Below are 26,467 nucleotides of genomic sequence, written 5' to 3'. Positions count from 1 at the left end.
ACATAGATTTAAAAATTAATTATTATATAGTTAAATCAGATTTGAGGAAATAAATGGAGAAGAATAATATAGTACTAAAAAAATAAAGAGATTAATCGATTCCGTATTTATTATTTCTCATTCCAAAACCCTATTTTAGCTATCCGAAAACAGAACAATGACGACCGTAGAATTTATACAGAAAGAGCTCAATATTTCTGAAAAGAGCATCAACAATACATTACAATTATTAGCAGAAGACTGCACCATTCCCTTTATTTCCCGTTACCGAAAAGACAAAACCGGAAATCTCGATGAAATACAAATCGAACAGATCTCAAAGATCAGTAAGCAGTTTGATGAAATCGTTAAGAGAAAAGAATCTATCTTAAAATCTATAGAAGAACAGAATGCCTTAACTCCTGAGCTTAAACAGAGAATTGAAGACAGCTTTGACATCCAGGAGCTGGAAGACCTTTATCTGCCTTTCAAAAAACGTAAAAAAACAAAGGCGGATACCGCCAAGGAAAAAGGGCTGGAACCTTTAGCAAGGATTATTATGAGTCAGAAAAATAATGACATTCAGTTTCTGGCTTCAAAATACCTGAACAATGAAGTTTCATCTGAAGAGGAAGCACTTCAGGGTGCAAGAGACATCATGGCAGAATGGATCAATGAAAACATGTACGTCCGCAAGAACCTTCGCAGATTGTTTCAGCGCAAAGCAGTTGTTACCTCAAAAGTTGTGAAAGCTAAAAAAGATGAGGAAGATGCCCAGAAATTCTCCCAATATTTTGAATGGGAAGAAAGTCTTAGCAGAACACCTTCTCACAGACTTTTGGCGATGTTAAGAGCAGAAGCTGAAGGATTTGTAAAAACAAACGTAGGAATAGACAAAGAAGAAGCTATTGACTTCATTGAAAAGGCTATTATCAAATCTAATAATGAAAGCTCAGACCAAATTGCACTGGCGATAAAAGACAGCTATAAAAGACTTCTGGAACCTGCTATCTCCAATGAAGCCCTACAGGAAGCCAAAGAAAAAGCAGATAAAAAAGCCATTGAAATTTTCTCTGAGAATTTAAGCCAACTTCTTCTTGCTCCTCCTTTGGGAGAGAAAAGGATTCTGGCGATTGACCCGGGATACCGAAGCGGATGTAAAGTAGTATGTCTGGACGAAAAGGGAGATTTATTACACAACGAAACCTTATATCCTCATGCTCCGCAGAATGAAAGCGGAATGGCAATGAAAAAGATTCGTTCTATGGTGAATGCTTATAATATTGAAGCGATCTCTATCGGGAACGGAACAGCAAGCCGTGAAACAGAATTTTTCATCAAAAAGATTGCTTTCGATAAGCCGCTGCAGGTTTTTGTAGTTTCAGAAGCCGGAGCTTCAGTGTATTCTGCCAGTAAAATTGCACGAGAAGAGTTTCCGACATATGATGTAACAGTGCGTGGAGCTGTTTCTATAGGAAGAAGGCTTTCTGATCCGTTAGCTGAATTGGTAAAGATTGATGCCAAATCTATTGGGGTTGGCCAGTACCAGCACGATGTAGACCAGACTCAATTGAAAAATGAGCTGGATTCTACTGTAATGAAATGTGTAAATTCTGTGGGAATTAATTTAAATACAGCAAGTAAATCACTTTTAAGCTATGTGTCCGGTATTGGAGAGAAAATGGCTGAAAATATCATTAATTACCGTGCTGAAAACGGAGCATTTGAAAACAGAAAACAGCTTAAAAAAGTTCCGAGACTTGGAGAAAAGGCTTTTCAGCAGGCAGCAGCTTTTGTGAGAATTACGAATGCTGAAAACCCACTGGATAATTCCGCAGTACACCCTGAAGCTTACGGAATTGTAGAAAAAATGGCAAAAGATTTAGGAATTAAAACCAATGAACTGATTGCCAATAAAGATAAAATCGCTTTAGTAAAACCGGAAAAATATATCACAGAAGAAATTGGGATTCTGGGAATCAAAGATATTTTAAAAGAGCTTGAAAAACCCGGTCTGGATCCAAGAAAGGCTGCTAAAGTATTTGAATTCGATCCTAATGTAAAAAGCATTAAAGACTTAAAAGCAGGTATGATTCTTCCCGGCATCGTCAATAATATTACGGCTTTCGGATGTTTTGTAGATCTTGGAATCAAAGAAAGCGGATTGGTTCATATTTCCCAGCTGAAAGACGGCTTTGTTTCGGATGTCAATGAAGTGGTAAAGCTTCACCAGCACGTCCGTGTAAAGGTAACAGAAGTAGATGAAGCGAGAAAAAGAGTACAGCTGAGCATGATTCTGTAATTTTTTAACTACAGATTAAATATAAACCACAAAATATTTATTTTGAACACAAAGAATTTAATTTTCGATCTTGACGGCACATTATGGGATTCCAGAGCGACCATCATTACAATATGGAATGAAGTTTTGGGCAGACATCAGCTGCTCCAAAGAGAACTTAAGCCTGAAGATATGAATCAATATATGGGATTATTGGCTCATGATATTGTAAAAGATATTATTCCGGGCATTTCAGACCTGCAGGTACAAGAACTTCTTTCTGAAATTGTAGCCGAAGAAAATAAAATACTGCATATACAAGGTGGGATTTTATATGAAGGTGCAGAAGAAACTTTAAAGAGTCTTGCCAGCACCCACTCACTTTTCATTGTAAGCAACTGCCAGGACGGTTATATTGAATCATTTTTAGACTATTATCAGTTCAATGATCTGTTTGTTGATTTTGAATCTCATGGAAGAACTCAAAAACCAAAATCTGAAAATATACAGCTCCTCATGGAAAGAAATGGTTTAACAATCGAAGACTCCATCTACATTGGAGATACTCAGACCGATCATGACTCCGCACATGAAAACGGATTGCCATTTATTTTCTGTAAGTATGGATTTGGAAAACTGGCTGATTCACTTTATGAACCAACAATTCTTACTTTTTCAGACCTATCTGGTATTATAAAATAATGAAGATTTATGCTTAGAACAAAATAAAAAAACAGGAATCGCTTCAACACGAAACTAAAAAGGCTGCCCATTAAGACAACCTTTTTACTCTTATACAGTAGAAATCCTTTATTTATAATCCTTAGAACTTCTTCTGGGTTCTTTTACTTCCGGCCATTTTACCGTTTCTCCTTTATCATCCTGAGGCATTGCTCTCTTTTCTCTGTTGGTAAATTCCGGATCTTCAGATGCCATATAAGCTAGTGCAGCTGTTAAAATCACGTTATTTTTCACCTCATCAAAAACAATTTTGTCATAGGTATCTTTTGTCGTATGCCATGTATACCCGAAATAACCCCAGTTCAGAGAACCTAAAGAAAATCCTGGCACTCCGGCTGCCACAAATGAAGCATGGTCAGAACCTCCTCCACCAGGCATTCCAGGGAAATCAGTTTTGATATGACTCTTTACCGCTTTCGGAACTCCATCAAGCCACTTTCCGATATAATCATAAGCTTTTACAAATCCCTGACCGCTGATATTCACAACACGCCCTGTTCCATTATCCTGATTAAAAGCAGCCTGAACCCCTTTTATAATCTGGGGATTATCCGCCACAAAACCTCTGGAACCATTTAATCCCTGCTCTTCACTTCCCCAAAGTCCGATTACGATAGTTCTCTTGTTATTAGGATAATATTTCTTCAGAATCCTCATGGTTTCAAGCATGGTGATCGTTCCCGTTCCATTATCTGTAGCACCCTGAGCTCCGTCCCATGAATCAAGGTGAGCAGAAAGAATTACATATTCATCCGGTTTTTCTTTTCCTTTGATCATGCCAATGGTGTTAAAACTTTTGGCTTCAGGAAGTATTTTAGACTGGGCATCAATTTTTATTTTAGGAAGTGTTCCTTTTTCTGCCATTCTGTAGAGCATTCCGTAATCTTCCACATCAATATCAATCATAGGAATTTTGGTTGTTTTTGCTCCGAATATTCTGTTAGCTCCCATAATTCCGGTCCAGTTTGAAATAGCAATTCCTGCTGCACCTGCTTTTTCCAAAGCCTCCGGAAGACTGTTGTTGTCATATCCGATATTCTTCACATAAGCAGTGAAATCTTTAGCTGCCTGTTCTTTTTCTGCTTTAAGCTTTTCATACAGCTCAGGAGTAGCAAATTCCTTGATTTGTTCATCAGAACGCCCAATTTTCTGATACTGTGCCATTAGCACTATTTTTCCTTTCACAGAAGGAAGCCATTGATCAAATTCTGCTTTGGATGATACTTTTGGAAGAATAATGACTTCTGCCTCAACCGCTTTCTTAGTAGCAGGGCTCCATGCAAGCTGTGTAGCAGCCAGAGATTTTACACGCGGATACGTCATATCCACATGGGTGGTACCTCTCTGCCACCCTTTCCATGTTCCAAACTGCTGAAGATTAGCATCTACTCCCCATGAACGAAGTTTACCAGCACTCCATTCATTGGCGGCAAGCATTTCGGGAGTTCCTACAAGACGCGGCCCAATGCCGTCTAACAACTCATACGCCAGATTTTCCAGCTGGGAATTATTATTTACTTCATCTACAAAACTTTTTACGATAGGGTTTAGCCTTTCTTTTGGGTCAACCTTTACCTGAGCCCAGGAAAACTGAGCAGCCAGCATTACTGCAGGCACTGCAAAAAATCTATTTATCCTCATAATATATATTGATTGGTTTAAAGATAAAGGAAATTAAGGAGATGATGAAAAATTGAACTTAAAAAAGCTCTTTTTTAGGCCTGTTGTTAATTTTTTCAATTCATGACTATAATTCATAAAAAAAACCATCGTATTGATGGTCTTTTAATTTTACAGAAACGATACTCTTATTTCCCATTGAGAAATACCTGTTCTTCCTGCGAGAGCAGTGTTGTTCCTGCTTTTTCTTCTTTTACAGGAACATTATCCCAGATACTGATATTGAAATTAACTTTAGGATTAAGCCCTTTCTTATCAGCTTTGGTAAAGGTATTATAAATAATCTCACGACTGAATTTTCTTACATGGGTTTCATCTTTATAAAAAACGGTAAAACCATCCCCTTCCAATCTCGTGAGTGCGGGAACATAGACTCCATCTTTCTTATAAAAATCAAAAATAAGCGTAGCATCTCCTAACTTATACTGAAATTCTCTTCCATCAGTCGCTGTTTTCTTCATGGTGGGAAAATCTGTCTGATAATAGTTGGTTTCAAAGTAAGTAATCACTTTATCCACCTTATTATATTTAAATTCTCCTTTCATCTGGATTCCTCTTCCTGATTCAATTTTAAAGGTAATCAGCTGTTCATCTCCTTCTTCAAAAATGAGTCTCCCATTATATTTACAATCTTTCATCCTCAAATGCTGAAGTACCCTGTACAGTTCATAATTGAGAAAGAAGTTACCCAGATATTCATGATTAAATTCATCGGTTTTTGCATTGAAAATGCTGTCAGACTTTACCCTTTTCAGGTATTTAACGTTGTTCAGCTGCATCTGGAGAATGTCATCGTATTTTTTCCGGTATCCATCTTTGAAATTATAATGGTTATTCTTACTCCAAAACTTGGCTTCTGCAATAACCAGAAAATAGAGTTTATTATTATCAAACCCTTTTTCCTTGTAGACAATGTCATAAAGAGAAGGTTCATCATAATATCTCTTATCATAATTTTTACTGACATCTTCAAAGATTTTTTTGATGTCTACATTCACGATTTTGACTTCGCCAATATCTTTATAAATGGGTTTAAGTTTTACCTGAGCATTAAAAGTATGGAATTTCTCTTTCTGAAAACCTGAGGCAGAAATTTCAAAATCAGCGGCATCCGGATTCATTGGAGCAAAGCCGTCTTCATTGGTATAAATGATCTGATTCTGAAGAATAATTCTGGCATTGGGAATTGGATTTCCATTTTCGGAATCTACTACCTTTATTTTCTGGGCAGAAAAAACACCAAAAAAAAGAATAAATAACAAATAAAAGGACTTCATGGGTATTGTTGTATTAGTTTTAATAATAGTACAAATATATACTCAGAAGTGTAAAGAAAACTGGATTTTAATACAATTTAATAATATTTAACTTTAAAATATTAAATTTCAGCAAATAAATCCCTGAAACTGGGAGTTTTTAACACACATGAACTTTAAATTCGGAGCATAAAAAAAGCCGGCTTCAAAAGCCGGCTAAAAGTGAATTATTTTTTAGCTTCTTCTACAGAAACTTTTCTGAAGTCTTTGAACAATTTGCTTAGTTCTAAAGCTGCTTTACGAGCTCTTGTACCAGCTGCTTTGTTACCTTTTTCTGCTTGTTGGTTTGCCTCAGTTGTGAACGCTTCAAATTCTGCGTTGATTTTTTCAATTAGTTCTTTCATTTATTTAAAAATTTAGGCTGCAAATATAGGTTTTATGGCGATTCCAGCCTAGCTGGAGTGAAAAAAGTTTAAGCTAAATAATTAAAAACATTCACTTCCAGCCCCATAAAAGTGTATTTTTAGATAATTTAACCTCTTAAAATGCTCATAGACCAAGGTTCCAATCATTATCTGAAAATTTCTTAAAGGAATTTATTTTGTTATTTTCTCATTATTTTGGTTTCTAAATCTTCATTTTACAAAAATAATTTACCGACAAAAATGACACTAGAATCTCTGGTTGTATTTTTATCATTTTTAAGTTTGCACATCGTATAAAAACATTAACTACACTGAAATTTTCGAATTTTATTATAAATTTGAAAAAAACGACCTATCCATGTTTAAAAAATTATTCATCCTGGCTTTATTATTACCCCTGCTCACCTATTCTCAGAACAAAATAAATTATAAAATCTATTATGATGCAGATCTTGAGCAAAACGGGCTAAAAGTTCAGGTTGATTACATCCTTAAAAAGCCGTCAGATACCATCTCCTTTTATTTTGCCAATGAAAACTGGGGTGAAAATAATCTCTTTAACAATCTTACAATATCAAAAGACGAAAATCCGGATATAACTTTTGAAGCCCTCCCTGAAAAGAGTAAGATAAAGATCAGGATGAAAACAGGAAATAGAATTTCTCTTATTTATCATATAAAACAGGATTTTAAAGATCCTGATTATAAAATATTCAACCGTCCCAGGATTAACAATACATTCTTCCACGTCTTGGGTAAAAATCTATTCATCGTACCCATATCATTTACAAAGATTCCAGAAGACAGGGAATTTGAATTTTCCCTTGAATGGATAAACTTCCCTATGAAATTCAGACTCCACAATAATTTTGCTACACAAGCTAGGGCTCAGAACATCAAAACAACACTTTGGGAAGGATTTTACAACTCATTGTTTATAGGAGGTGACTACAGATTTTATTCTTTTAAAATACAAAACAAACCTGTTTATCTTGCATTAAGAGATCAGTGGCAAAACGGATTTACGGATGAGTTTCTATTTTCAAACCTCAAAAAAGCAATACAGTCACAAAGAGATTTCTGGAAAGATTATGAACAGGATTATTATACTGTTACCCTAACTCCTACCGTTTCACAAAAAGACAGCCTTTTCAAAGGATACAGTTCAACAGGATCCGCTATCAAAAATGCATTTATGATTCAGGGAACTAATAATCCTTTTAACAACAAAAGTGCTTACCTTTATCTTCTTCACCATGAGTTGATGCACGAATGGATTGGAAACAAAATCCAAAATAAAAACGAAGAGCTTAATTATTGGTTTAGCGAAGGCTTTACCGATTATTATACTTATAAAAACAGACTACGGATCAAAGATATTTCTATAGATGAATGGCTTACCTTATTCAATATTGAAGTCTTTCAAAATCATTGGAAAAATCCACAGCGAAATATTCCGAATTATAAAATAAAAGATGATTTCTGGAAAAGCCGTGATGTAGAAAAGGTGCCCTACAGGAGGGGTGCTATTTTTGCTTTCTGGCTGGATAATCAGATTTTATTGAAAACCCGTTACAAAAAATCTCTGGATGTCCTGATGCGTGAATTATTGAAGATATGTACGGAAAAGAAACTCAAGTTTACAGATGAATTTTTTCTTGATATAGCTCAGCAATATCTGGATAAAGATATTACCTATTTCTTTCAGAAACATATCATTTCCGGTGAAGATATTGACCTTAGCAAAGAAAAATGGATTGACGGCTTTGATTTTAAAATGATTGATAATATCCCACAATTGGAAATTGACAAAAGTAAGAATGTGCAATATGGTCTCAATTAAACTTTATCTACAAAAGTCAATCCTTTATGTCCAACATTTCATAAAAACCTAGCTTTGTACATATCAATTGAAGTTCAAAATCTTTTACTTTGGATAAAGTTCTTATGTTCCAAGTAATAGTTCTCGAGCCTTTTCACCTGCATTTCCTAATAAAATTAAGCTTTCGGGAGTGATTCTTTCTGAAAAAACCACCCGGAAATGATAATGACATTTATCCGTGAACGAAAACGTATCTCCCGGAGTAAATAAAATCTGGTGCTTTTCACAATATTCATAGAACTTTCCCATATGCGTATGCTCCGGAAGCCGTCCCCAAATGCTGTACCCCCCCTGAGGTCTGTGAAAATAAGAGCCTTCAGGAAAAGAAGTTCTTAAAGCTTCCAACACCTGTACCGCCTGCTGGCTGAGTTTCTTCCGGAATGCCCGAAGGTGTCTTTCATAGCCGTTACTCTGCAGTAATTTCAAAACCAGTTCCTGATAGATGGGAGAAACCGTTCGTCCCAATGCGAACCTGACTCTTTCGGATTTTGAATAAAAATCTCCAGCATAAAGCCAGCCTAAACGTATTCCTGGTGCCAATGTTTTTGAAAATGATGAATAGGTCATCACGCTTCCGTTTTTATCGAAGCTTTTTATACTGCGGGGTCTTTGTTCGCCAAAATAAAGATCAGAATACATATCATTTTCAATGATACACAACTGATGGGTTTCCGCAATACCAAGGATTTCTTTTTTCGTTTCATCATCCATCACCATTCCTGTGGGATTATGAAAATTCGGAGTTATGATAAGGGCACGAATGTTATTTTCCTGACAGGCTGTTCTGAAATATTCCGTATCAAAACCGCTTCTGTAGTGCATGGGAATCTCTACCACTTTCAGTTCCAGATGGGCAATTACTTCCAGCACGGAAAACACACACGGACTATCAACAGCCACCACGTCTCCGGATTTGGTGACTGATTTCAAAGCAATCGTGAGGGACTGTAGTGCACCGTCAGTAATGATTATTTTATCAGGATTTAAAGTACATCCGTAAGTTCCCATTTGTTTTGCAATCTGCTTCCTTAATGGTTCCAGACCATTTGGTGAGTAATACCTGAGCAATGCTGCCCCTTTTTCACGAATTACTTCCTGCATCGTCCTGAGGATGAGTTTTTGCGGAATGAGCAGATCTCCGGGCACGGCTGTATTGAAAGAACTGAACTCTGAAGTCCTTTTGGAAGTCAGCATTATATTTTTCATAAACCCTTCATCTCTTACTACCACAGGCAGTTTTGTTATGCTTTCCGGAATATTCTCTTCCTGAATTTCTGCAACAAAATATCCTGACCTTGGATAACTCCTGATCAAACCTTTAATCATAAGGTATTCAAAACCACTTTGCACCGAACTCGTACTGAGCTTATACTTTTCTTTAATTTCCCGAACGGAAGGAAGCCTGTCTTTTTCCTGCAAAATCCCACTGTGGATCTGTTCCTCAATGACTGCTGTAAAAATTTCGTACTTATAAGATTTCGCCATAATACACCAACTGTACTGAACAAATTTACAAAAATACCTTTCTGTACCGATGATATTTTAGCAAACTGTATCCCTTTTGAACGGATTAATCTTATAATTTTGAATAAAAAAAGATCCCATGGATATCATTTCAAAATTTACAGTAGGTTCTGAAGAGGGAATTTCTGATCTTATAACCATTATTGATTCTTCCGTTTATACACTGCATAAAGACTTTGTAAGTGAGGAAAACATTAAAAAATATATTCACAATGAAATAGATCCGAGAAAGATGATCAATGATCTGAATGATCTTTCCAACCAATTGATCATGACGTATGCAGATCAGAAACCTGTTGGATACAGCATCATCAAAAGCGGTTCTCTGCATCCCGGAATTCCGGATGGAAAAAGAGCAACAGAAATCAGTTTTGTGATTCTTTCAGCATTTGATTCTCCTGAAACAAGACAGTCACTTTGGAAAAAATGCAGATCGGCAGTGAGCTTTACGGATATCGTATGGATCAATATGCTGGATCATGATCCGCTTTTGGAATTTTTAAAAGAGTCCGGGTTTATTGCTGCAGCTGGTTCAAAGGCAGGTCCTTTTCAGCTGCCATCACATATTTTGGAACTGGAAATTAATAAAAGTTAGTTTTAACCACAGATTGCACGGATTTTCACAGATGTTTGTGTATATTTTATAATACTTGCAATGCGTATATCTTATAATGGATCGTTTTTAATATTGAAGTAGACTATTATTCTTATTTTGATTACCTCACTTAAAATAATCTTAAGTAAGCAATAGTTTGCATATCTTTGATTTTTATAATTTTTACTTATGAGTGATCAGCTGGAAACCATAGAAGATTATTACAAACGTATTCGTAAGAACCAGATCAAGATGTTTGATTCTGAGGATTTTGAGATGGGCAAGTCTCATTTCAACATTTCAATGCGGAAGTACTGCAGTTTTAAGAGTCCTTACAACCGCCGCGATTATTATAAAATCAGTTTTATCATTGGAAAAGGAACCATTCATTATGGGGCACATCAGCTGTATATTGACCGTCCGGCATTATTCTTTCCTTCTCCAAGCATTCCATATTCCTGGGAGTGTGACAGTGATCTTCAGGAAGGGTATTTCTGTCTGTTCAATCAAGAGTTTTTTAATGGAAATTCGGAATTTAATCTGTTTAAAAAGACTTCAATGTTCAAAGAATGGAGCAAGCCGGTCGTTTTTCTGACGGAAGAACAGACTCAGCTGGCCACCCTTTATTTTGACCAGATTTACAAAATGAATAATTATTCCGCCTATCCTTTCCGGTGCAGCAGTATCAAAAGTAATCTCGCATCCGTCATGCACCTTGCAATGGAAAACCGTGTGGAAGATATCAATCCTAATGAACTTCCCGCAAATGTACGTCTCTACAAACTATTTGATGAACTGCTCAACAAGCAGTTTCCGTTGGACTCTCCTGCTTATCCGCTGGCTTTAAAAACTCCTTCGGACTTTGCTGAGCATCTGAATGTGCACGTCAATCATTTGAATTCTTCGGTAAAATCTGTAACCCATCTTACTACAACACAGATTATTAAAGAAAAAATGTTTGAAGAATCTAAAAACCTGCTGAAATATACCAATTGGGATATCGCCCAGATTGGTTATACATTAGGTTTTGACCAGCCTGCACATTTTAATAACTTCTTTAAAAAGCATGCCCGGACTTCACCATTAAAATTTAAGAATTTAGCTTAATATTTGATTTTTGTAATTTTTACTTTGTCTTTTAAAATTCACTTTTCTGTTTCTTGACTTATTTTTGCATAGTAAAAAATGAATGAACATGTTGAGAGAAGCATCTGAAAAACGAATCAGATTAATTACCATTATGGCTTTCGTGTCTATCCCGCTTTCGGGGTTTGTCACAGATATATATTTACCATCGTTCCCTTCTATGGCCAAAGAAATGATGGTTTCAGAAAAAGATATCCAGATCACGTTGACTTCATATCTTCTGAGCTACGGAATTTCCCAGTTATTTGTAGGAGGAATCCTGGACAGCATCGGTCGCTATCGTCCCAAATTAATAGCATTATTCCTGTTGATTCTGACCAGTATTTTAATTACGATGACCAACAGCATTTTATTGATCTGTCTGCTTCGTATTCTTCAGGGAGCTGCTGTTTCAGTACTTGTGGTGGCTACGCGGGCTATTTTTGTTGATATTTATGATGCTGAGAAAGTGAAGCACTACTTAAGTTATTTCACAATTGTATGGTCTTGCGGGCCTATTCTGGCACCTTTCCTGGGTGGCTATCTTGAGAAAATATTTAACTGGCATGCTAATTTTTATTTTCTGGCAGCATATGCCGGATTCCTTTTCTTGTTTGAATGGTTCTTCAGCGGGGAAAGCCTTCCTCAGAAAAAGAAACTGGACCTGTCTGAGAACATCAGCCTTTACAAAATGATGCTTAAGAACAGGATTTTCATGCTGGGAATTTTCATATTAGGACTAAGCTACTCTATTGTTATGTTATTTAATATTACCGGACCATTTATTATTGAAAACACTTTTCATTTTACGCCGGTAGTCATTGGATATTGTACACTCATCTTAGGATTTTCCTGGATGATCGGAGGCTTTATCGGAAAACGCAGACTGACTCTTGATTTTAAACCAAGAATTCTGCAGCCTATCCTTTTACAATTAATTCTGATTGCAGGACTGATTATCATCAGCTATTTTGCAGAGAGTCTTTTCATTATGATTCCTTTTGCCTTTTTCATTCATATCTGTTCCGGAATTTTATTTACCTCATTTTTTACAACAAGTATGCTTTACTTTCCTAAAAATGCGGGAACTGCCGGCGGACTAATGGGCGGATTGGTCTACGTGATTACTTCTGTGACGAGCTTTATCATTTCAGTAAGCGGAAATGTAAGTGAACAAAAGGATCTTTCCTGGCGTTACCTGATCATTGCATGTTTCCTTTTGGGAATTATCCTTATTATGCATCAGGCCGTAAAAAAAGAAAAAGCAGAGAACTAGTCTCTGCTTTTTTATAGCTCTTTTATATTCTCGAGATATTATTTGAAAAGCGACCACCAAAGGACAGCCGCTTATTAAATAGATGAATGAATTTTGAATAAAAATTTTAAAAAGGTTCTGCAACCGTATTGTTCATTTTTACTTCAAACTGTACATCAGGAGTTAAACTTGTTCCATTCAGATAAATCCAGTCTGTTCCTGATTTATTATACACCTGCAGATAATAAGTATTCCCAACTCCCGTTGTATCTTTGAAAGCGACAATATCCCCATTTTCAATACTTGTAGAAAAATTCCCTGCCTTTTTCTTTACAATCTGAATTCTTAGGTTGTAAGTAGTCTTTCCATATTTTGGATAAAAATAATAACTGCCACTGCCTGAAGAATACCAATACCAGAAATGATTGAGTCTTTCGCTGCTCTCTACCCTTACATATCCTTCTTTCAGATCAAAATAATTGTCAGAATCTCCGATATTTACAATATTAAACCAGGTTCTTGCATCACTTGGCAGTACAGAAGTGACAGTCAGCCAGTCATTAGGTGTAGACAGGTTTGTACTGATATATTTTCCCGTGGCTACAGATTTTAATGAAATACGGTCATATTTTCTGAATTTTAAACTTCTTGTAGGGGTTTTCTGATCCGAATAGATATTTGCTTCTACAGGATAATGATCTGAGTATTCTGTCCAGTGATATTTAATTCCAGTTATATTTGTATAAGTCATAAGGTTTGAAGCCACTGGATCGAATGCAATATTTTGCCAGGTTGGAGGAACAAGATGATCATTGGAAACCAAAATATAATCAAGATATTCTCGTTTATTGTCCGGGTAAGGGTAATGATAAGAAGCCATAGTATTGGTTTTTGTATCCCATGAATATTTTAATCCTTTGTATGTAGGAGCATTTACATTCAGGGTTTGCAGCATACTGGAATATTCGGGAGTATCTTTTATAATGTTGAAATCTCCACCATAAATTACCATTTCATCTTCAGGAATATTCAAACGGTCAACAAATGATTTCATCATTCCCAGCTGCTGTTTACGGATTTCCACATCTTTTCCATTACAAGACGGCTGTGTAGACTGTGCATGAACTGCTATAAAGTGGATACGTTTACCGTCTTTTAATATTCTGGCATAAGCAAAACCTTTCAGACAGTATCCATCAAAATCACATCCTGCCGGAAAGATATACTGATCCATCCTTTCTATAGGATATTTACTGGCAATCATCACTCCTCCGTCTTCAAATCCGCCGGAAATGATCTCACGCCAATTGCCAAAAGTATTATTCCAACCATTTTTTGTCCGTCCTACTATAGGGGTCTGATAGGGAAAACTAGGAAGAAGTTTTTCACGCAATTTATCGGAAGCTGCATTATCAAAGCATTCCTGGAGCATCAGAACATCATAGTTTCTCAAAAAGGAGGCTTCACCAATTTTCTGAGCTCTTGTCTGCTGAGACCATTGAGTCATACCTGACACTGAAAGTTCTTTCAATAAAAATGTATTATAAGATAATACTTTAATATTCGGAAAAGCGCTTCTCATGGCATTTTCCTGTGCATTAGGCAGTGTTTCATCTGGCTGAAACTGATCTGATCTGCACGATAAAAGGGTCATAAGACATAGTACCGAAAAAATCCGGACCATTGAAAACATTTGATTCATAAGTTTTTGAGTTAAAATTGTTTTGTTTTTTCTGCGGCCAAAGTAGGATTTACCTCATAAACAAAAATGAACCGAATGTTATCTAAATAATAATTTTTCAGTTCCTTATTTAACTATTAAAAATTATAATAATCTAAGGGATCAATTAGTTTTAATTAAAACTAATTTTTCGTATATTTGTTAAGGTAAGCAGTGCTGAAATTCTTTCAAATCATCTCTTACCCTGCAATACCATTATTATATAATATGCCTGAAAAACAGAACAATATATCAGAACTGGCTCTGGAGCTTGGTCTGGCGATGAGTGAAATGAAAAGCCGGCTTCGACAAAGGATTCAGACCACGATTAATGAGTATGATCCAGATCTTTCTTTTGAGCTGATTGAGATTTTGGGACTGCTTTCACGCAATAGTGGTATCAACCAGCAGGAAATTGGAAATAAAGTCAGCAAAGACAAATCAAGCATAACCTATCTCATCAACAGTCTCGTAAAACGGGATCTTGTTGAACGGATAGCTGATAAAAACGACCGGAGAAATAAGCAGATTTTTTTAACTCCGAAGGGTGAACAGATCGTAGAAGTAGTTTATCCATGGGCATTGGACCTTTATAAAAAGGCAGCTGATGACATTCATGAAGAAGAAATTATCAAAGCACTGCTTTTAGTAAAAAAAATGACAGCAAACCTGGAAGAATCAGGACCAAAACATAATACAATATGAGAACAATCCTTGTACCTGTTGATTTTACATCAACTACGGAAAATGCAGTAAGAGTTGCCGCAGATTGGGCAAAAACCTACGAATATCAAAACATTATTCTACTGAAAACAGCAGGAGAATCTGAGTTTGATTATCTGCACATTGCAGAAGGACATTCATTTGTGAATGAAGAAAATGTCAATAATTTACTCCAGAAAACAGAATCACTATTTGATCAATTAAGCAGTATTATTACAGAAAAGTCACCTGAAATCAAAGTTTCAAGGATACTAAGTGACTGGGCTCTTACCAGAAGTATCAATGAACTTTTAAAAAACCAACCTTCTGTAGAGCTGATTATCCTGGGAAGTGATGACCAGACTTCTTCTACGGAGAGTTTTGTTTCCGACAATATTATCAGCATTGCAAGAACGAGTCCTGTGAAGACCTTAATTGTTCCCAACAGCTATCACTACACTCCTATCAAAAACATATTTATTCCTTGTGATATAAAGGGAATTAAAAGATTAGAAAGGTTGTTTCATCACAAATCTGTTATACATAAACAGGATGTGCGTCTGATGTTTTTGAATATCAATACCAGTGAAAAAGAGGATGAGGACAAAAAAAGAGAGCTGGAAGAATATATTCATGAGCATTTAACAGAAATTCCAAGCAGTATTCATTATTCCCATGATGAAAATGTTATTAAGGGGATTCTCACTTTTGCAGCCTCTAATGAAACCGATCTTATTATAGCTTTGCCAGGTCAGCATAGTTTTCTGTATTATCTGGCAAGCAGAAGTATTTCTGAAGGAATCTACCAGAACACCCATCAGCCCGTACTTATTCTAAAATAATAAGGTCTTTAAAAACAAATAAGTAAAAGCTAATAATAAATTTTAGTACTTTCAATTTTAACAAGTTTCTGTTCCTGCATTTTCTTGACATACCTGATCACCGTTTCTACCCGAAGACCGGTTAACGTAGCTATTTGCTGTCTGGTATAGGGAATCAGAAAGGAATAGGTTTCTTCAAATCCGAAATACTTCTTAATGTGATCAAAAAGCTTCATGAGCTTCACAATAGGATCTGAAATAGCAAGAAAGCTGGAAATCATAAACCTGAAATGCATTCTGTCTGCCATATATTTATTAATTTCCAACATTAAGGTTGGCTTTTCCAACAGTATCTGCAGAAATTTTGTCTTGGAAATCTTAATAATATCACAGTCGGTAATGGCAATCGCATTAACGGCATAATGATGATCTGTAAACAAATAGCTTTCACCAATGCAATGCCCATCAAAAGGCAGCCCGTGAACAAATTCTTTCCCGTCTTCCAAAAAAGTATTCAGTTTCACAGTACCGGACCTGATCTGGAAATAATATTTAGCTGCAGTTCCTTCTTTAAAAATAGAGTCAGTCGCATTATATTTTTCCAGAATGGCTCCGTGGGAAAATAATAAGTCTTCGCATATGATCATCTTGCCATTGTTAATTTGAGTAAAAATACTTAAGTACAGGGAATGTTGCAATTTATCAAATATCACAGGAAAAATGATTTTTTGATATCAACACTACCCTTTTTATTATGCAGTGATTTTCTTTTTATGTTTTGTGCCCCAATCTGCCAGAGCAGCAATCACATCTTTCAGGGACTCACTATATTCTGTAGGAACATACTCTACCAACACCGGTTTCTGATCGATAAGAACGGTTCTTTCAACTAAATGATTTACTTCCAGCTTTTTCAATTCGCTGGATAAGACTCTTGCCGAGATTCCATTGATGGTTCGCTGTAGTTCATTGAAGCGCGTATGTCCACCCAAAATAGCAATCATTACTCTAATGGTCCACCTGCCTCCTAGAACGTATAAAGCATCCTCAGTAGCGGCCAAATGCGTACTGCATTGCGGCCTTGAATACACTATTTTTTCTTCTTCCATTGTCTCTGGTTTATCTGGGTACTAACCTAAATGTTATTACTAACCTTTTAGTAACTACTATCTTTTTATTAGTAAATATAGATAATTTTGAAACATCAATTTTAAAAAAAATAAAAAAATGAAACGAGTACTTCATATTATTTCAAGCCCAAGAAGCGAATCTTCCATCAGTAAAAAACTGGGAAATGCAGTTGTAGAAAAAATCACAGCAAAATATCCAGACAGTGTTTTTAAAAAGCGTGATCTTGCCAACCCTCTTTTTCCTCATTTAGAAGAAGCCCATATCAATGCATTTTTCACTCCGGCTGAACACCGTACTTCTGAGCAATTGGAGACGGTAAAACTTTCTGATACGGTAATAGATGAACTTCATGAAGCGGATATTATCGTTATTGAAGCTCCTTTGTACAATTTCAGTATCACTTCTACGCTGAAATCATGGCTAGACCACATTGCCAGAGCAGGAAAAACGTTCAGTTACAGTGAGAACGGTCCTGAAGGTCTGGTGAAGAACAAGAAAGTATACCTTGCTTTTTCAAGTGGCGGAGTATATTCTGAAGGGGAAAGACAGGCTTACGATTTTGTAGTTCCTTACTTAAAACAAACTCTTGGATTTATGGGAATGACAGATATTTCTGTTGTGCGTGCAGAAGGACTTTCTGTTCCGGTTATTCAGGATACGGCCCTGCAAAAAGGGATTGAAAGTATTGTTGTAGAGTAAAAAAATTTAAAATGCTGTTCCTGATGGACAGCATTTTTTTGTTAAACTTTCATCATTTAAAAAAAGTTTACACAATTAAAAGAATATTTTTCTCAACATATGTAAAGACTTTCTCTGTTTTTATCTCTCAATTTTACCTGATTAAAATAAAAATTATGGAAAATAATAAAGAACCTCAGCTGATCAATCCTGCTTCATTATTCAATCCCAGTCCTTACGGATTTTCACATAGTATTTCTGTGGATTCTCCTTTCCGGATTTGTTTTATATCCGGACAGAGTGGCGGTGTAGGAGAAAATCATGTATTGGCGGAAGATTTTAAAACCCAGGTTCAGGATGCTTTTAAAAACTTAAAAATTGTTTTACAGAGCCATTCCATGACGGTTGAGAATATTGTCAAAATCACCCTTCTTATTGTTGATCACAACCCGGAGAAGCTTACAATCTGGGCAGAAGAAGCTAAGAAAGTATGGAAGGGATCTTTCCTGCCTACCAGTACACTTATCCCGGTAAGTCAGCTGGCTTTACCCGGAATGTTATTTGAAATTGATGCGATTGCAGTGAAAAGTTAGTTTCTGTTGAGGCGTTCCACTATTAATGAAGAAAAACTTCTTACGCCGGTTCTGATACTTTCTTCATCCACCTGAAAATTAGGCGAGTGATTCATGGCAATCACTCCTTTTTCAAAATTAGAACCACCCAGGAAAAAGTACACTCCTGGGATTTTTTGTTGAAAATAAGAAAAATCATCATTAAAAAACGGAACCTGCCCATAATCTGGAGCAATTACATTTTTACCGTACAGATTCTGCAGGATTTCTGTTGCTGAACGAGTCAGTTTTTTATCATTGATCACCGTTGGATTATCCTGGACAAATGAAACGGAAAGAAGCTTTTCTTTATATCCGCTATCCGCTACAATGTTCTGAACTCCAGGAATTATTTTATCTAAATTAGATGAATTCGTCTCATACAGATAGATTTCAAGAAAAGATTCATTATTTTTAGAATAGACAGTAAATTTTCCGTCAGTGAACAGATAATCTTTAAAAACAGTATCAGGATTGGTCAATCCGATTTTAGGATCAACAATGGTTTGTATCTCCCAGGGCTTGGTTCCGGGTTGAATACGGGACAGAAAATTACTGATCTTTTTCGTTAGCCCTTCTATCTCTTCTTCAGATAATCCACTTTTTAGCTGAACTCTTATTTTCTTCTGATAGGCAAACATTTCATTAGGTTTCACCATGATCTGCCCTGCAGGTATTGCTGTCACATGCAATCCGTAGATTTCATCAGGATTTATTACGGAAATCAACCCTTTATCCAGCATTTCTTTTGCCCCTTTGAACGTCTCTTCTTCAGGTTGAAATATGAAATAAACCGTTCCCCTTAAAGATTTTTTATTTTTTGAAAGAACTTCAGCAATTCCTAGCCCAACCGCCATATGTATATCGTGACCGCAGCCATGCTGAATACCTTTTATTTTTGATTTGAAGGTTTCAGGATCGGGATAATCATTCGGTAATGCATCCATATCTGACCTCCAGGCTATTTTTTTACCCTTTTGATCTCCTTTCAGAATCCCTACTACACCGTAACCATATATATCTGTCTTAACTTCCAGTCCGAGATCAAGCAAATACTGTTTAATTTTTTCCTGAGTCTGTTTCTCCTTCCCTGCCAGCTCCGGATTTTCATGAAAATCCCTCCTGATATTAACCAGTTTATCAAATATCCTGTCTGTTTCCTGCTGAACAGATTGATGTACAGACTGTACCTTTATATTTTGGGAAGAATGCATTATTGTTTCTTTTTTGCTGTTCAATCCCTGTGCAGATAAAAGAGCGGAAGCAAAGCATGATAAAGTTAATATAAGTCGTTTCATAGTCAGAGGTAATTAGTTTTATCCTGATAATTAAAAAGTTTACCTATGCAGATTAGACTATTACAACTTCCCCTTTGTTACATCCTGATCATCAATTTATTATTATTTTAAAATACGATTGAATCTTTTCTGCTTCCATATATTATTCCATATTCAATACCACATTATTTAAATTAATTCTAAACTATGTGAAAACAAAACCTCTTGAAACTACTTCACATAAAGGTTTTGTTACAAAAAATTAAAATATCATTATTATAAATTACGTAGAAATACTGAATCTTATCTGAGAGGATCTGATTAATTTCGGATAAACAAAAACTGACAACTATGGATAGCTTGAAAAGCATGCATTCATTTCTGAAAGAGAAATGGTATCTGAAAATCCGGCAGCTATAGATCAATCAGCATGATCACTTCCTGTTGAAAGGAGTTGAAGATATCTAACCCAAATTTTTAACGAAATGAATATTATTAACAAAATCCTCAACGTCGACGATTATTATTTCGACGTGTTTATGTCTATCTCGGAAGCGCTTGCCGGGTTTACTGTAAACGAATTACAGTCTACAGGTTTGGCAGAAATCTATTACACCTACGTCCTGAAAAGCTTAGAAGCAGCTACTTTCGTAGAATTCCTTACAGTTTCTAAAAATATTCTTGAAAATTCTTCCAATGAAGATCAGTTGAAAAATGCCATTCAATCTGAGATCATCGCCAATCCCGGAATGAATGATATTGCCGGAAAAGTGATCACCATGTGGTATTTGGGAACCTGGGAAGGGACTTATATCAATGATCTTTCTTACAAAGAAGGTCTTGTCTGGAACCTGATGCACTCTCATCCGCCAGGAGCAAAACAGCCCGGCTACAAATCATGGAATATTAAACCCGTAAACATCAACTCATGAATCCAGCAAATAACAAAAAAGATGTGATCATCGTAGGAACGGGGATTGCAGGATCATTAATCGCAAAATTACTGTCTGATCATGTATTTGATGTAACAAAAGGCAAAATGATCCACCGTGCAGATGCAGGAAAATCAGATAATATCAAGGAGATATCAATCCTTATGTATGAAGCCGGATTGGAAGCTGGTATTGAACTGGATTCTGTATCCTCAATGACCACTTATAATGAGTATATCCGTACTTTTTACAGAGAAGAAGCCAAAGTTCCCAATTCTCCTTATCCGAATTTGAAACAGGCACCTTCTCCCAATGTTCTGGATATGGAACACATCGTTCAGCCGTTTCCGGATAAAAAAGGGTATCTGGTACAGTTTGGGCCAATGCCTTTTGCAAGTGATGCCATCAGAGTGGGAGGCGGAACTACACTTCACTGGCTGGGAACTACCCCAAGAATGCTTCCTAATGATTTCAAACTCACAGAGAAATATGGGATTACGATTCCCCAGCCGGATTCCGATAAGCCAAGTCCGATCAACTGGCCGATAGATTATGAAGAACTAAGGCCTTATTATGAAATGGCAGAATTTGAAATCGGGGTTTCCGGAGATGTTTCAAGACAGGAATATCCTATTTCTGAGAATATGGAAGAATATTATGCAGATTATGTATTTCCGATGGAAGAAATTCCGCAAAGTTATATGGATCATAAGATCATTGAAGGTCTTAAAGGCACGAGCGTAACGCTAAGCTCCGGAGAAATTCCTTTGATGATGGTACCTTCTCCTCAGGGAAGAAATTCTATCCCGAATCCAAAATACGGAAAAACAAAGATCATCAAAGCTGAACCCAAAGAATCGGGGTACAAACTGATTTTAGACAGTTCTGAAAAAGAAGAATACAAGGCTCTTGGTTCTGTATGGAACCCTTATATGGGAGAGCGTTGTGAAGGAAATGCATCCTGCGTTCCGATCTGTCCGGTTCAGGCTAAATATAATGCTTTAAAAACATTGAAAAAAGCGTTGTATAAACTTAATGATAATGAAAATCTTAAGCGTAATCCATACATGCAGGTTCAGGCACAGAGCGTAGTTTACAGGTTAAGTGTTGACCAGAATGATCAGGAGAAAATCTCAAAGGTTCATCTGAGAAGATATACTTCAAAAGAGAAAACAGATTTCGTAGAAGAATCTATTGATACTTCAGATGCCATTGTGATTCTGGCTGCCAATGCTTTTGAAAACCCAAAAATCCTGCTGAATTCCAAATATACAGTAAATAATGTTGTAAAAACGGCTGCCAACAGCAGTGATCAGGTGGGAAGAAACCTGATGGATCACATGGTAATGCTTACCTGGGGACTTTTCCCGGAGCCGGTTTATCCATACAGAGGTCCCGGTTCTACCACCAATATTTCGTCTTTCCGAGATGGAGACTTCAGAGGTGAATTTTCTGCGTGGATCTCTCCTCTTGACAACTGGGGCTGGGGCTGGCCGGCATTTTCTCCGGGATCCGATGTTGCCTATTTTATCAGCCAGAAGCTTTTCGGAGCAAAATTAAGACAAGAGCTTACGAACAGACTTTCAAAACAGGTTTTATTCCATTTTGAGATTGAGCAGTTACCTAATCCTAATAACAGAGTTACAATTAATGATCAGTATTTGGATGTTCTTGGAATTCCACGTCCTGTTATTCATTATGAACTGACAGAATACGAGATGAAAGCTATGGAACAGGCAAAGAATGCTTCTGATCAAATGTTCAAAAGATTAAATATTGACGATTTTACAAAATATACTGCGGAAGACAAGAACTCTGTGATCTACAATGGAACAAGATATTCTTACAACGGTGCCGGTCATATTGTGGGAACGCACAGAATGGGGTCTACAGCAGAAGATTCTGTCACCAACAGCTATTGTAAATCCTGGGACCACCCGAATTTATACATTGTAGGAGCAGGAAACATGACCACATTGGGAACTTCAAACCCTACTTTAACATTATCAGCATTCACAATCCGTTCAGTAGAATCTATTCTTGCTGATCTTGAAACTCAACTTAAAAAATAACAACATGAGACAAAGACTTATCAATAAAACAACACAACCACAGGAAACATCAACAGCAGGAAGAATGGCAAGCAGAAGTACTGTCGTTGCAGATGCAGTTTCATTACCTTCTTTATTATTTGATTCAACTCTTAGCAAAGAAGATTGGATTGAAGGATTAAAACATCACAGCAAAACATTGACAGCTCTTTTACTGAATGATCAAATTGATGATTTTAATGCTTATCTGGAATCTCAGTTCGGTTCTGGAGCTTCGGAATTTAAAAAAGGATTGACAGAAATTGATTATAAACCTATTTTGCAGGATCTTTTACAGACGGCAATTCTTATCGAGCATTCTACTATTCCACCTTATCTTACCGCTTTGTATTCTATCAAGGATGGAACTAATGCTCTAGCTTCACAAATCATCCGAAGTGTTGCCGTGGAAGAAATGCTTCACCTGATCATGGTTTGTAATGTCCTGAATGCAATTGATATCCAGCCATCTGTCAACAAACAGGAGAACTATCCTACTTATCCGATGAAATTACCGATGAACGTTGATTTCTATATAGGCCTGGAAACGTTCTCAAGTAACAGCATTGCAACTTTTATTGCCATTGAAAGCCCAAGCAAACCACTGGTAAAAGCTCCGAAATATGACCATGAAACAGATTCTCCGGCATTATATTCTCAGAGAGCTGCCGTACAGGATACCAACTTATGGACCCTTGAAAATATGAAAGGTTTCATTATGGAAAATGTCCATACCATTGGTGAATATTACGATGTTTTATTCTTCTATATTGTTATTTTCCAAATCATTGCTTATTACAAAGAACATGGAACTCTTCCGAAGAATTTTGAAGAATTAAATACCGGAGGAATTTTCACAGGAAATCCAGCCAAACAAATCCGTCCTGAGCAATACTATGGAAGTGGCGGAAAGTTACACTCTGTAGAAGCATTAGCTGGAGTAATTGCTGTTTTCCAGGAAATCAAAGGACAGGGTGAGGGTGCTGACGATTCTATTTTCGATGTAGATCCGTCCCAATTTGAAGAAGGAATGGAACTGGCTCATTATTTCAGATTTAAAGAAGTATTCCATGAGCATTTCTATCTTGGTGGAAACTACGAACCTTTTATGGATGAAAACGGAATGATGCCTGTTTCTACTCCACCAAACGGAAAAGAATTACCTGTAGACTGGAATGAGGCATATCCTATGAAACCTAATCCTAAAGTGGAGGATTATATTAAAAACAAAGAACTACATACACAGGGTGTAGAATTCAATAAAACCTACAAACGTTTATTAGACGCTATACAAAGTGCCGTGGAAGGAAACCAAAGAGAATTGGAAAAATCCATTATGTACATGTATGCATTGAAGGAACAGGCTGTCAACCTGATGAAACAACCATTGGATGCTCAAACTAATGCAGGGCCAACTTTCGAATACACCGATTTATAACCATAAAAACGATATATCATGCTTAAAAGAAAAAAAGTAAGTCCCGAAGCGGGAGGCGAACAGTTATTCCGTAAAATGCCAGGCCAGAATGAAGTTAATCTGGCTGAGCTAATGGATGGATATTCAAAACTTCTCATCGATGATCCTGTAAGACCATTCAGAGAAGACAATCTGCAGGCGATAGAGAATAATGTAGATTATGGAATTCTTGCAGCACTGTCCGGTACATGGGTTAGCTATAATGTGAATTATAATAAAGATATTACTAAACCTTCATTAGCGAGCGGAGTGCATACTACCATTATGCCTTCTCCGGGAACCAATTCAGGAACAATACCTGGAAAATTCGCTTTTGACAGTGAAGAATATATTGAGAAATTAACATTTTCCATCGTTCCTGGCGGGGTACGTAACCGTGGAGGCGCAAGTGAGCTTTTCTGTGGAGCTGTTAAATATGAACAAAGCATTAAAAGTGTTAATACCATATCTGGACAGGATGCATTAAAATATACTCCTATCCACGAAGAAAACGGAATGTACCTATGGTTGAGTGATGTCTATAATCATGCAGCAACTAAGGAATCTATTGAAAGAGACCGTGGTATTCATGCTGTTTCAACAGAAGATGCTAAAAAGTATGGCTATACAGGAGAATACAGAGATGAACCTCTTCTAAGAATAACACCTGACGGAGAGCAAAACCCTCAATATATTCTTCAAAGCCAGCTGCAACCGGGCCAGCCTTATTACGAGATTATTCCGGCACAGGAAATAAAACCGGGAGCAGGACTGGATGGGCCTTATTTTATTCCGGACTACTCTATCTCGAGAAGCGGTGTTATTCCTCATGGAAGTACCATTACCTTATTAGGAGATATTATTCCTCAAAATAAAGATAAGACAACGTTCTATTTAATTGAAGGTTCTCCTAGTTTCCCTTATGGTAAAGAGGCATGGGATACCAATCATCTTTCCATTTCACGAACGATGGGAAATGCAGGAGTAACACCTGAAGAAATTATTGATCTTGACAAACCTGCACCAGATTGGGTTCATGAAACACTTAATGACGATAATGATCCGGGTTCAAATAAGATCTACACCCAGAGAATACTCGCAGATGATTTATATCCTTATTCTGTAAGACCTGATCTGAGGCTCAGAGATACATTAAGAGGTCAGAAGGTCAGCAATTACGTACATGTGAGAATGTCTTCCAAAATGAAAACCGGTGCGCAGGGCGGTATTTTAAATGTTCCTTTTGTCAACCGTTTTGTTCCAACTGTTGAAGTGGATATGGATATGTGGATTGAAACCATTATTGAAGATGGGAAAGAAATTCTTCAGCTGCAATATGAGCAAATTGTATTCTTTGAATTTGATTTTGGAAATGATGGAGGTACCACAAGCTGGCCTCACATCCAGGTCAATACACTTCGTAAATTAGAAGATATTCCTGAGGATCAAAGAAAAGTGATTGAAGAACAATTTTTTAATATTGCCGGAAATTCCGGTGCAGCTTCAGGATGTCCTTATCATAAAGGATAAAATTACTCATCAACAGGATACAAAAAAGAGGCAGATTACTGCCTCTTTTTTTATGTTTTCTAAAATCTATTAAAGGTTCTCATAGGTCTGATCCACCATAAAGGAGATTGCTTTTTTGATTTTTTCACGCCCTTCAGGTGTATTGGTGTCTATCCCACAGAAAATACTGCCATTCAGAGAGGCAAACATATTGAGGTAATAAAGCCCTGAAACCATAATTGCCATAATAGAGCGATAGGTATCCATTTTATCTTTGAAACGGGATTCCATTAATAATTTGAAAATATATTCCCCGTTTTCTTCCTGAGTATCAATCAGTTTTTTTAATGATTTTCTAGGTTCAGATATGGTCCACAGCAATAGTTTTTGAGCCTCTTTGTTAGTATACACATAATCAAATTGTGAAAGCAGCATGTGCTCGATAAATTCTCTTCCTCCATCTTCCAGGTTCGGTTTCATCTTTTCTACCTCTTCACTCGTTGCTTTTATCCAAAAATCTTGTGTACGAACATATTCGTCCATCAGACCATCCATACCGCCAAAATAGGTGTAGATCATTTTCTTATCTACTCCGGCAGTTGCAGCGATATCATTTATTTTCAATCCTGCATGCCCTTTCGTTTTCAGAATTTTCCCAACTGCATCTAAAAATTTTTTCTTACTGCGTTCTTTATTTCTAATACTCCCTGATGCTGACTTTCTTTCCATGACTAAACATTCAATATACAAGTTTAAGAAAATTTTTTATCATTTTAGACACCAGCAAGTGTCTAATT

At 36.6% G+C, this 26,467-nt stretch carries 23 protein-coding genes; 14 read left to right on the top strand and 9 right to left on the bottom strand.

The features are described from left to right. Positions 1-157: 157 nt before the first annotated feature. The gene (locus tag OL225_RS06560) at positions 158-2,281 is read left to right on the top strand and encodes a Tex family protein (protein ID WP_264517711.1); all 2,124 of its coding nucleotides are present in this window, start codon (positions 158-160) and stop codon (positions 2,279-2,281) included. A gap of 42 nt (positions 2,282-2,323) precedes the next feature. After that, the gene (locus OL225_RS06555) at positions 2,324-2,962 is read left to right on the top strand and encodes an HAD family hydrolase (protein WP_264517710.1); all 639 of its coding nucleotides are present in this window, start codon (positions 2,324-2,326) and stop codon (positions 2,960-2,962) included. Between the two features lie 108 nt (positions 2,963-3,070). Here the strand turns inward: OL225_RS06555 and OL225_RS06550 are convergent, their stop codons facing one another. The 3 genes from OL225_RS06550 to OL225_RS06540 form a co-directional block, all read right to left on the bottom strand. Continuing rightward, positions 3,071-4,642: a M20/M25/M40 family metallo-hydrolase gene (locus OL225_RS06550; RefSeq protein ID WP_047377483.1), complete on the bottom strand. Its 1,572-nt coding sequence runs from the start codon at positions 4,640-4,642 to the stop codon at positions 3,071-3,073. 167 nt (positions 4,643-4,809) lie between these two features. Then, positions 4,810-5,958 carry a carboxypeptidase-like regulatory domain-containing protein gene (locus OL225_RS06545; protein WP_264517709.1) on the bottom strand — a complete coding sequence of 383 codons (1,149 nt, stop codon included), beginning with the start codon at positions 5,956-5,958 and terminating at the stop codon, positions 4,810-4,812. A gap of 206 nt (positions 5,959-6,164) precedes the next feature. Then, a complete protein-coding gene (locus OL225_RS06540; protein WP_047377485.1) occupies positions 6,165-6,341 on the bottom strand; it encodes a histone H1 in 177 nt (58 codons plus the stop codon). Positions 6,342-6,720: 379 nt separating this feature from the next. On the opposite strand from OL225_RS06540, the gene OL225_RS06535 reads away from it, so the two are divergent. Then, positions 6,721-8,205: a M1 family aminopeptidase gene (locus tag OL225_RS06535; protein WP_264517708.1), complete on the top strand. Its 1,485-nt coding sequence runs from the start codon at positions 6,721-6,723 to the stop codon at positions 8,203-8,205. 102 nt (positions 8,206-8,307) lie between these two features. On the opposite strand, the gene OL225_RS06530 is transcribed toward OL225_RS06535, so the two are convergent. Then, the gene (locus OL225_RS06530; protein ID WP_264517707.1) at positions 8,308-9,729 is read right to left on the bottom strand and encodes a PLP-dependent aminotransferase family protein; all 1,422 of its coding nucleotides are present in this window, start codon (positions 9,727-9,729) and stop codon (positions 8,308-8,310) included. Between the two features lie 118 nt (positions 9,730-9,847). Between OL225_RS06530 and OL225_RS06525 the strand changes: the two genes are divergently transcribed. The 3 genes from OL225_RS06525 to OL225_RS06515 all read left to right on the top strand — a co-directional run bounded on the left by OL225_RS06525 (position 9,848) and on the right by OL225_RS06515 (position 12,764). Beyond that, positions 9,848-10,363: a hypothetical protein gene (locus tag OL225_RS06525; protein WP_047377487.1), complete on the top strand. Its 516-nt coding sequence runs from the start codon at positions 9,848-9,850 to the stop codon at positions 10,361-10,363. 189 nt (positions 10,364-10,552) lie between these two features. Next, positions 10,553-11,470, top strand: coding sequence for a helix-turn-helix domain-containing protein (locus OL225_RS06520; RefSeq protein ID WP_264517706.1), 918 nt, complete (start codon positions 10,553-10,555; stop codon positions 11,468-11,470). A gap of 88 nt (positions 11,471-11,558) precedes the next feature. Next, on the top strand, positions 11,559-12,764 hold the full coding sequence (locus tag OL225_RS06515; RefSeq protein ID WP_047377489.1) for an MFS transporter: 1,206 nt from the start codon (positions 11,559-11,561) through the stop codon (positions 12,762-12,764). A gap of 106 nt (positions 12,765-12,870) precedes the next feature. Here OL225_RS06515 and sph read toward each other — a convergent pair whose 3' ends face one another. Then, positions 12,871-14,397 carry a sphingomyelin phosphodiesterase gene (sph, locus tag OL225_RS06510; protein ID WP_264517705.1) on the bottom strand — a complete coding sequence of 509 codons (1,527 nt, stop codon included), beginning with the start codon at positions 14,395-14,397 and terminating at the stop codon, positions 12,871-12,873. Positions 14,398-14,691: 294 nt separating this feature from the next. Between sph and OL225_RS06505 the strand changes: the two genes are divergently transcribed. After that, positions 14,692-15,168, top strand: coding sequence for a MarR family winged helix-turn-helix transcriptional regulator (locus OL225_RS06505; RefSeq protein WP_264517704.1), 477 nt, complete (start codon positions 14,692-14,694; stop codon positions 15,166-15,168). Beyond that, on the top strand, positions 15,165-16,007 hold the full coding sequence (locus tag OL225_RS06500) for a universal stress protein (protein ID WP_264517703.1): 843 nt from the start codon (positions 15,165-15,167) through the stop codon (positions 16,005-16,007). Before OL225_RS06505 ends, OL225_RS06500 begins: the two co-directional genes overlap by 4 nt. A 29-nt stretch (positions 16,008-16,036) precedes the next feature. Here the strand turns inward: OL225_RS06500 and OL225_RS06495 are convergent, their stop codons facing one another. Both OL225_RS06495 and OL225_RS06490 read right to left on the bottom strand, forming a co-directional pair. Then, positions 16,037-16,633, bottom strand: a complete 597-nt coding sequence (locus tag OL225_RS06495; protein ID WP_047377492.1) for a Crp/Fnr family transcriptional regulator — start codon at positions 16,631-16,633, stop codon at positions 16,037-16,039. Between the two features lie 105 nt (positions 16,634-16,738). Further along, complete coding sequence (locus OL225_RS06490) at positions 16,739-17,095, bottom strand: winged helix-turn-helix transcriptional regulator (RefSeq protein ID WP_047377493.1); 357 nt, start codon at positions 17,093-17,095, stop codon at positions 16,739-16,741. 118 nt (positions 17,096-17,213) lie between these two features. On the opposite strand from OL225_RS06490, the gene OL225_RS06485 reads away from it, so the two are divergent. Both OL225_RS06485 and OL225_RS06480 read left to right on the top strand, forming a co-directional pair. After that, a complete protein-coding gene (locus OL225_RS06485; protein ID WP_047377494.1) occupies positions 17,214-17,816 on the top strand; it encodes an FMN-dependent NADH-azoreductase in 603 nt (200 codons plus the stop codon). A 155-nt stretch (positions 17,817-17,971) separates the two neighbouring features. Continuing rightward, entirely contained in the window at positions 17,972-18,388 is a 417-nt protein-coding gene (locus OL225_RS06480) for a RidA family protein (protein ID WP_264517702.1), read from the top strand. On the opposite strand, the gene OL225_RS06475 is transcribed toward OL225_RS06480, so the two are convergent. Next, the gene (locus OL225_RS06475) at positions 18,385-19,704 is read right to left on the bottom strand and encodes a M20 metallopeptidase family protein (RefSeq protein ID WP_264517701.1); all 1,320 of its coding nucleotides are present in this window, start codon (positions 19,702-19,704) and stop codon (positions 18,385-18,387) included. The two genes, OL225_RS06480 and OL225_RS06475, sit on opposite strands and share 4 nt — an antisense overlap. Positions 19,705-20,168: 464 nt before the next feature. Here OL225_RS06475 and OL225_RS06470 point away from each other — a divergent pair, with 464 nt between their 5' ends. From OL225_RS06470 to OL225_RS06455, 4 genes are read left to right on the top strand one after another with little or no spacing between them, the layout of a single operon-like run. Next, positions 20,169-20,615 (top strand): hypothetical protein, encoded by a 447-nt coding sequence (locus OL225_RS06470; protein WP_264517700.1) that lies wholly within the window; start codon positions 20,169-20,171, stop codon positions 20,613-20,615. Continuing rightward, complete coding sequence (locus OL225_RS06465) at positions 20,612-22,687, top strand: GMC oxidoreductase (RefSeq protein ID WP_264517699.1); 2,076 nt, start codon at positions 20,612-20,614, stop codon at positions 22,685-22,687. The genes OL225_RS06470 and OL225_RS06465 overlap by 4 nt, the downstream gene beginning before the upstream one ends. 4 nt (positions 22,688-22,691) lie before the next feature. Next, entirely contained in the window at positions 22,692-24,143 is a 1,452-nt protein-coding gene (locus tag OL225_RS06460; RefSeq protein WP_264517698.1) for a ferritin-like domain-containing protein, read from the top strand. Positions 24,144-24,161: 18 nt separating this feature from the next. Further along, positions 24,162-25,691, top strand: a complete 1,530-nt coding sequence (locus OL225_RS06455; protein ID WP_264517697.1) for a peroxidase, FMP-type — start codon at positions 24,162-24,164, stop codon at positions 25,689-25,691. Positions 25,692-25,760: 69 nt separating this feature from the next. On the opposite strand, the gene OL225_RS06450 is transcribed toward OL225_RS06455, so the two are convergent. After that, positions 25,761-26,399 (bottom strand): TetR/AcrR family transcriptional regulator, encoded by a 639-nt coding sequence (locus OL225_RS06450; RefSeq protein WP_047377500.1) that lies wholly within the window; start codon positions 26,397-26,399, stop codon positions 25,761-25,763. Positions 26,400-26,467 lie beyond the last annotated feature (68 nt).

It is taken from the genome of Chryseobacterium viscerum, assembly GCF_025949665.1.
Classification (GTDB): Bacteria; Bacteroidota; Bacteroidia; order Flavobacteriales; family Weeksellaceae; genus Chryseobacterium; species Chryseobacterium viscerum_A.
Note: the sequence above shows the minus strand (reverse complement) of the source record. Positions and strands in the feature narration are given on the sequence as shown.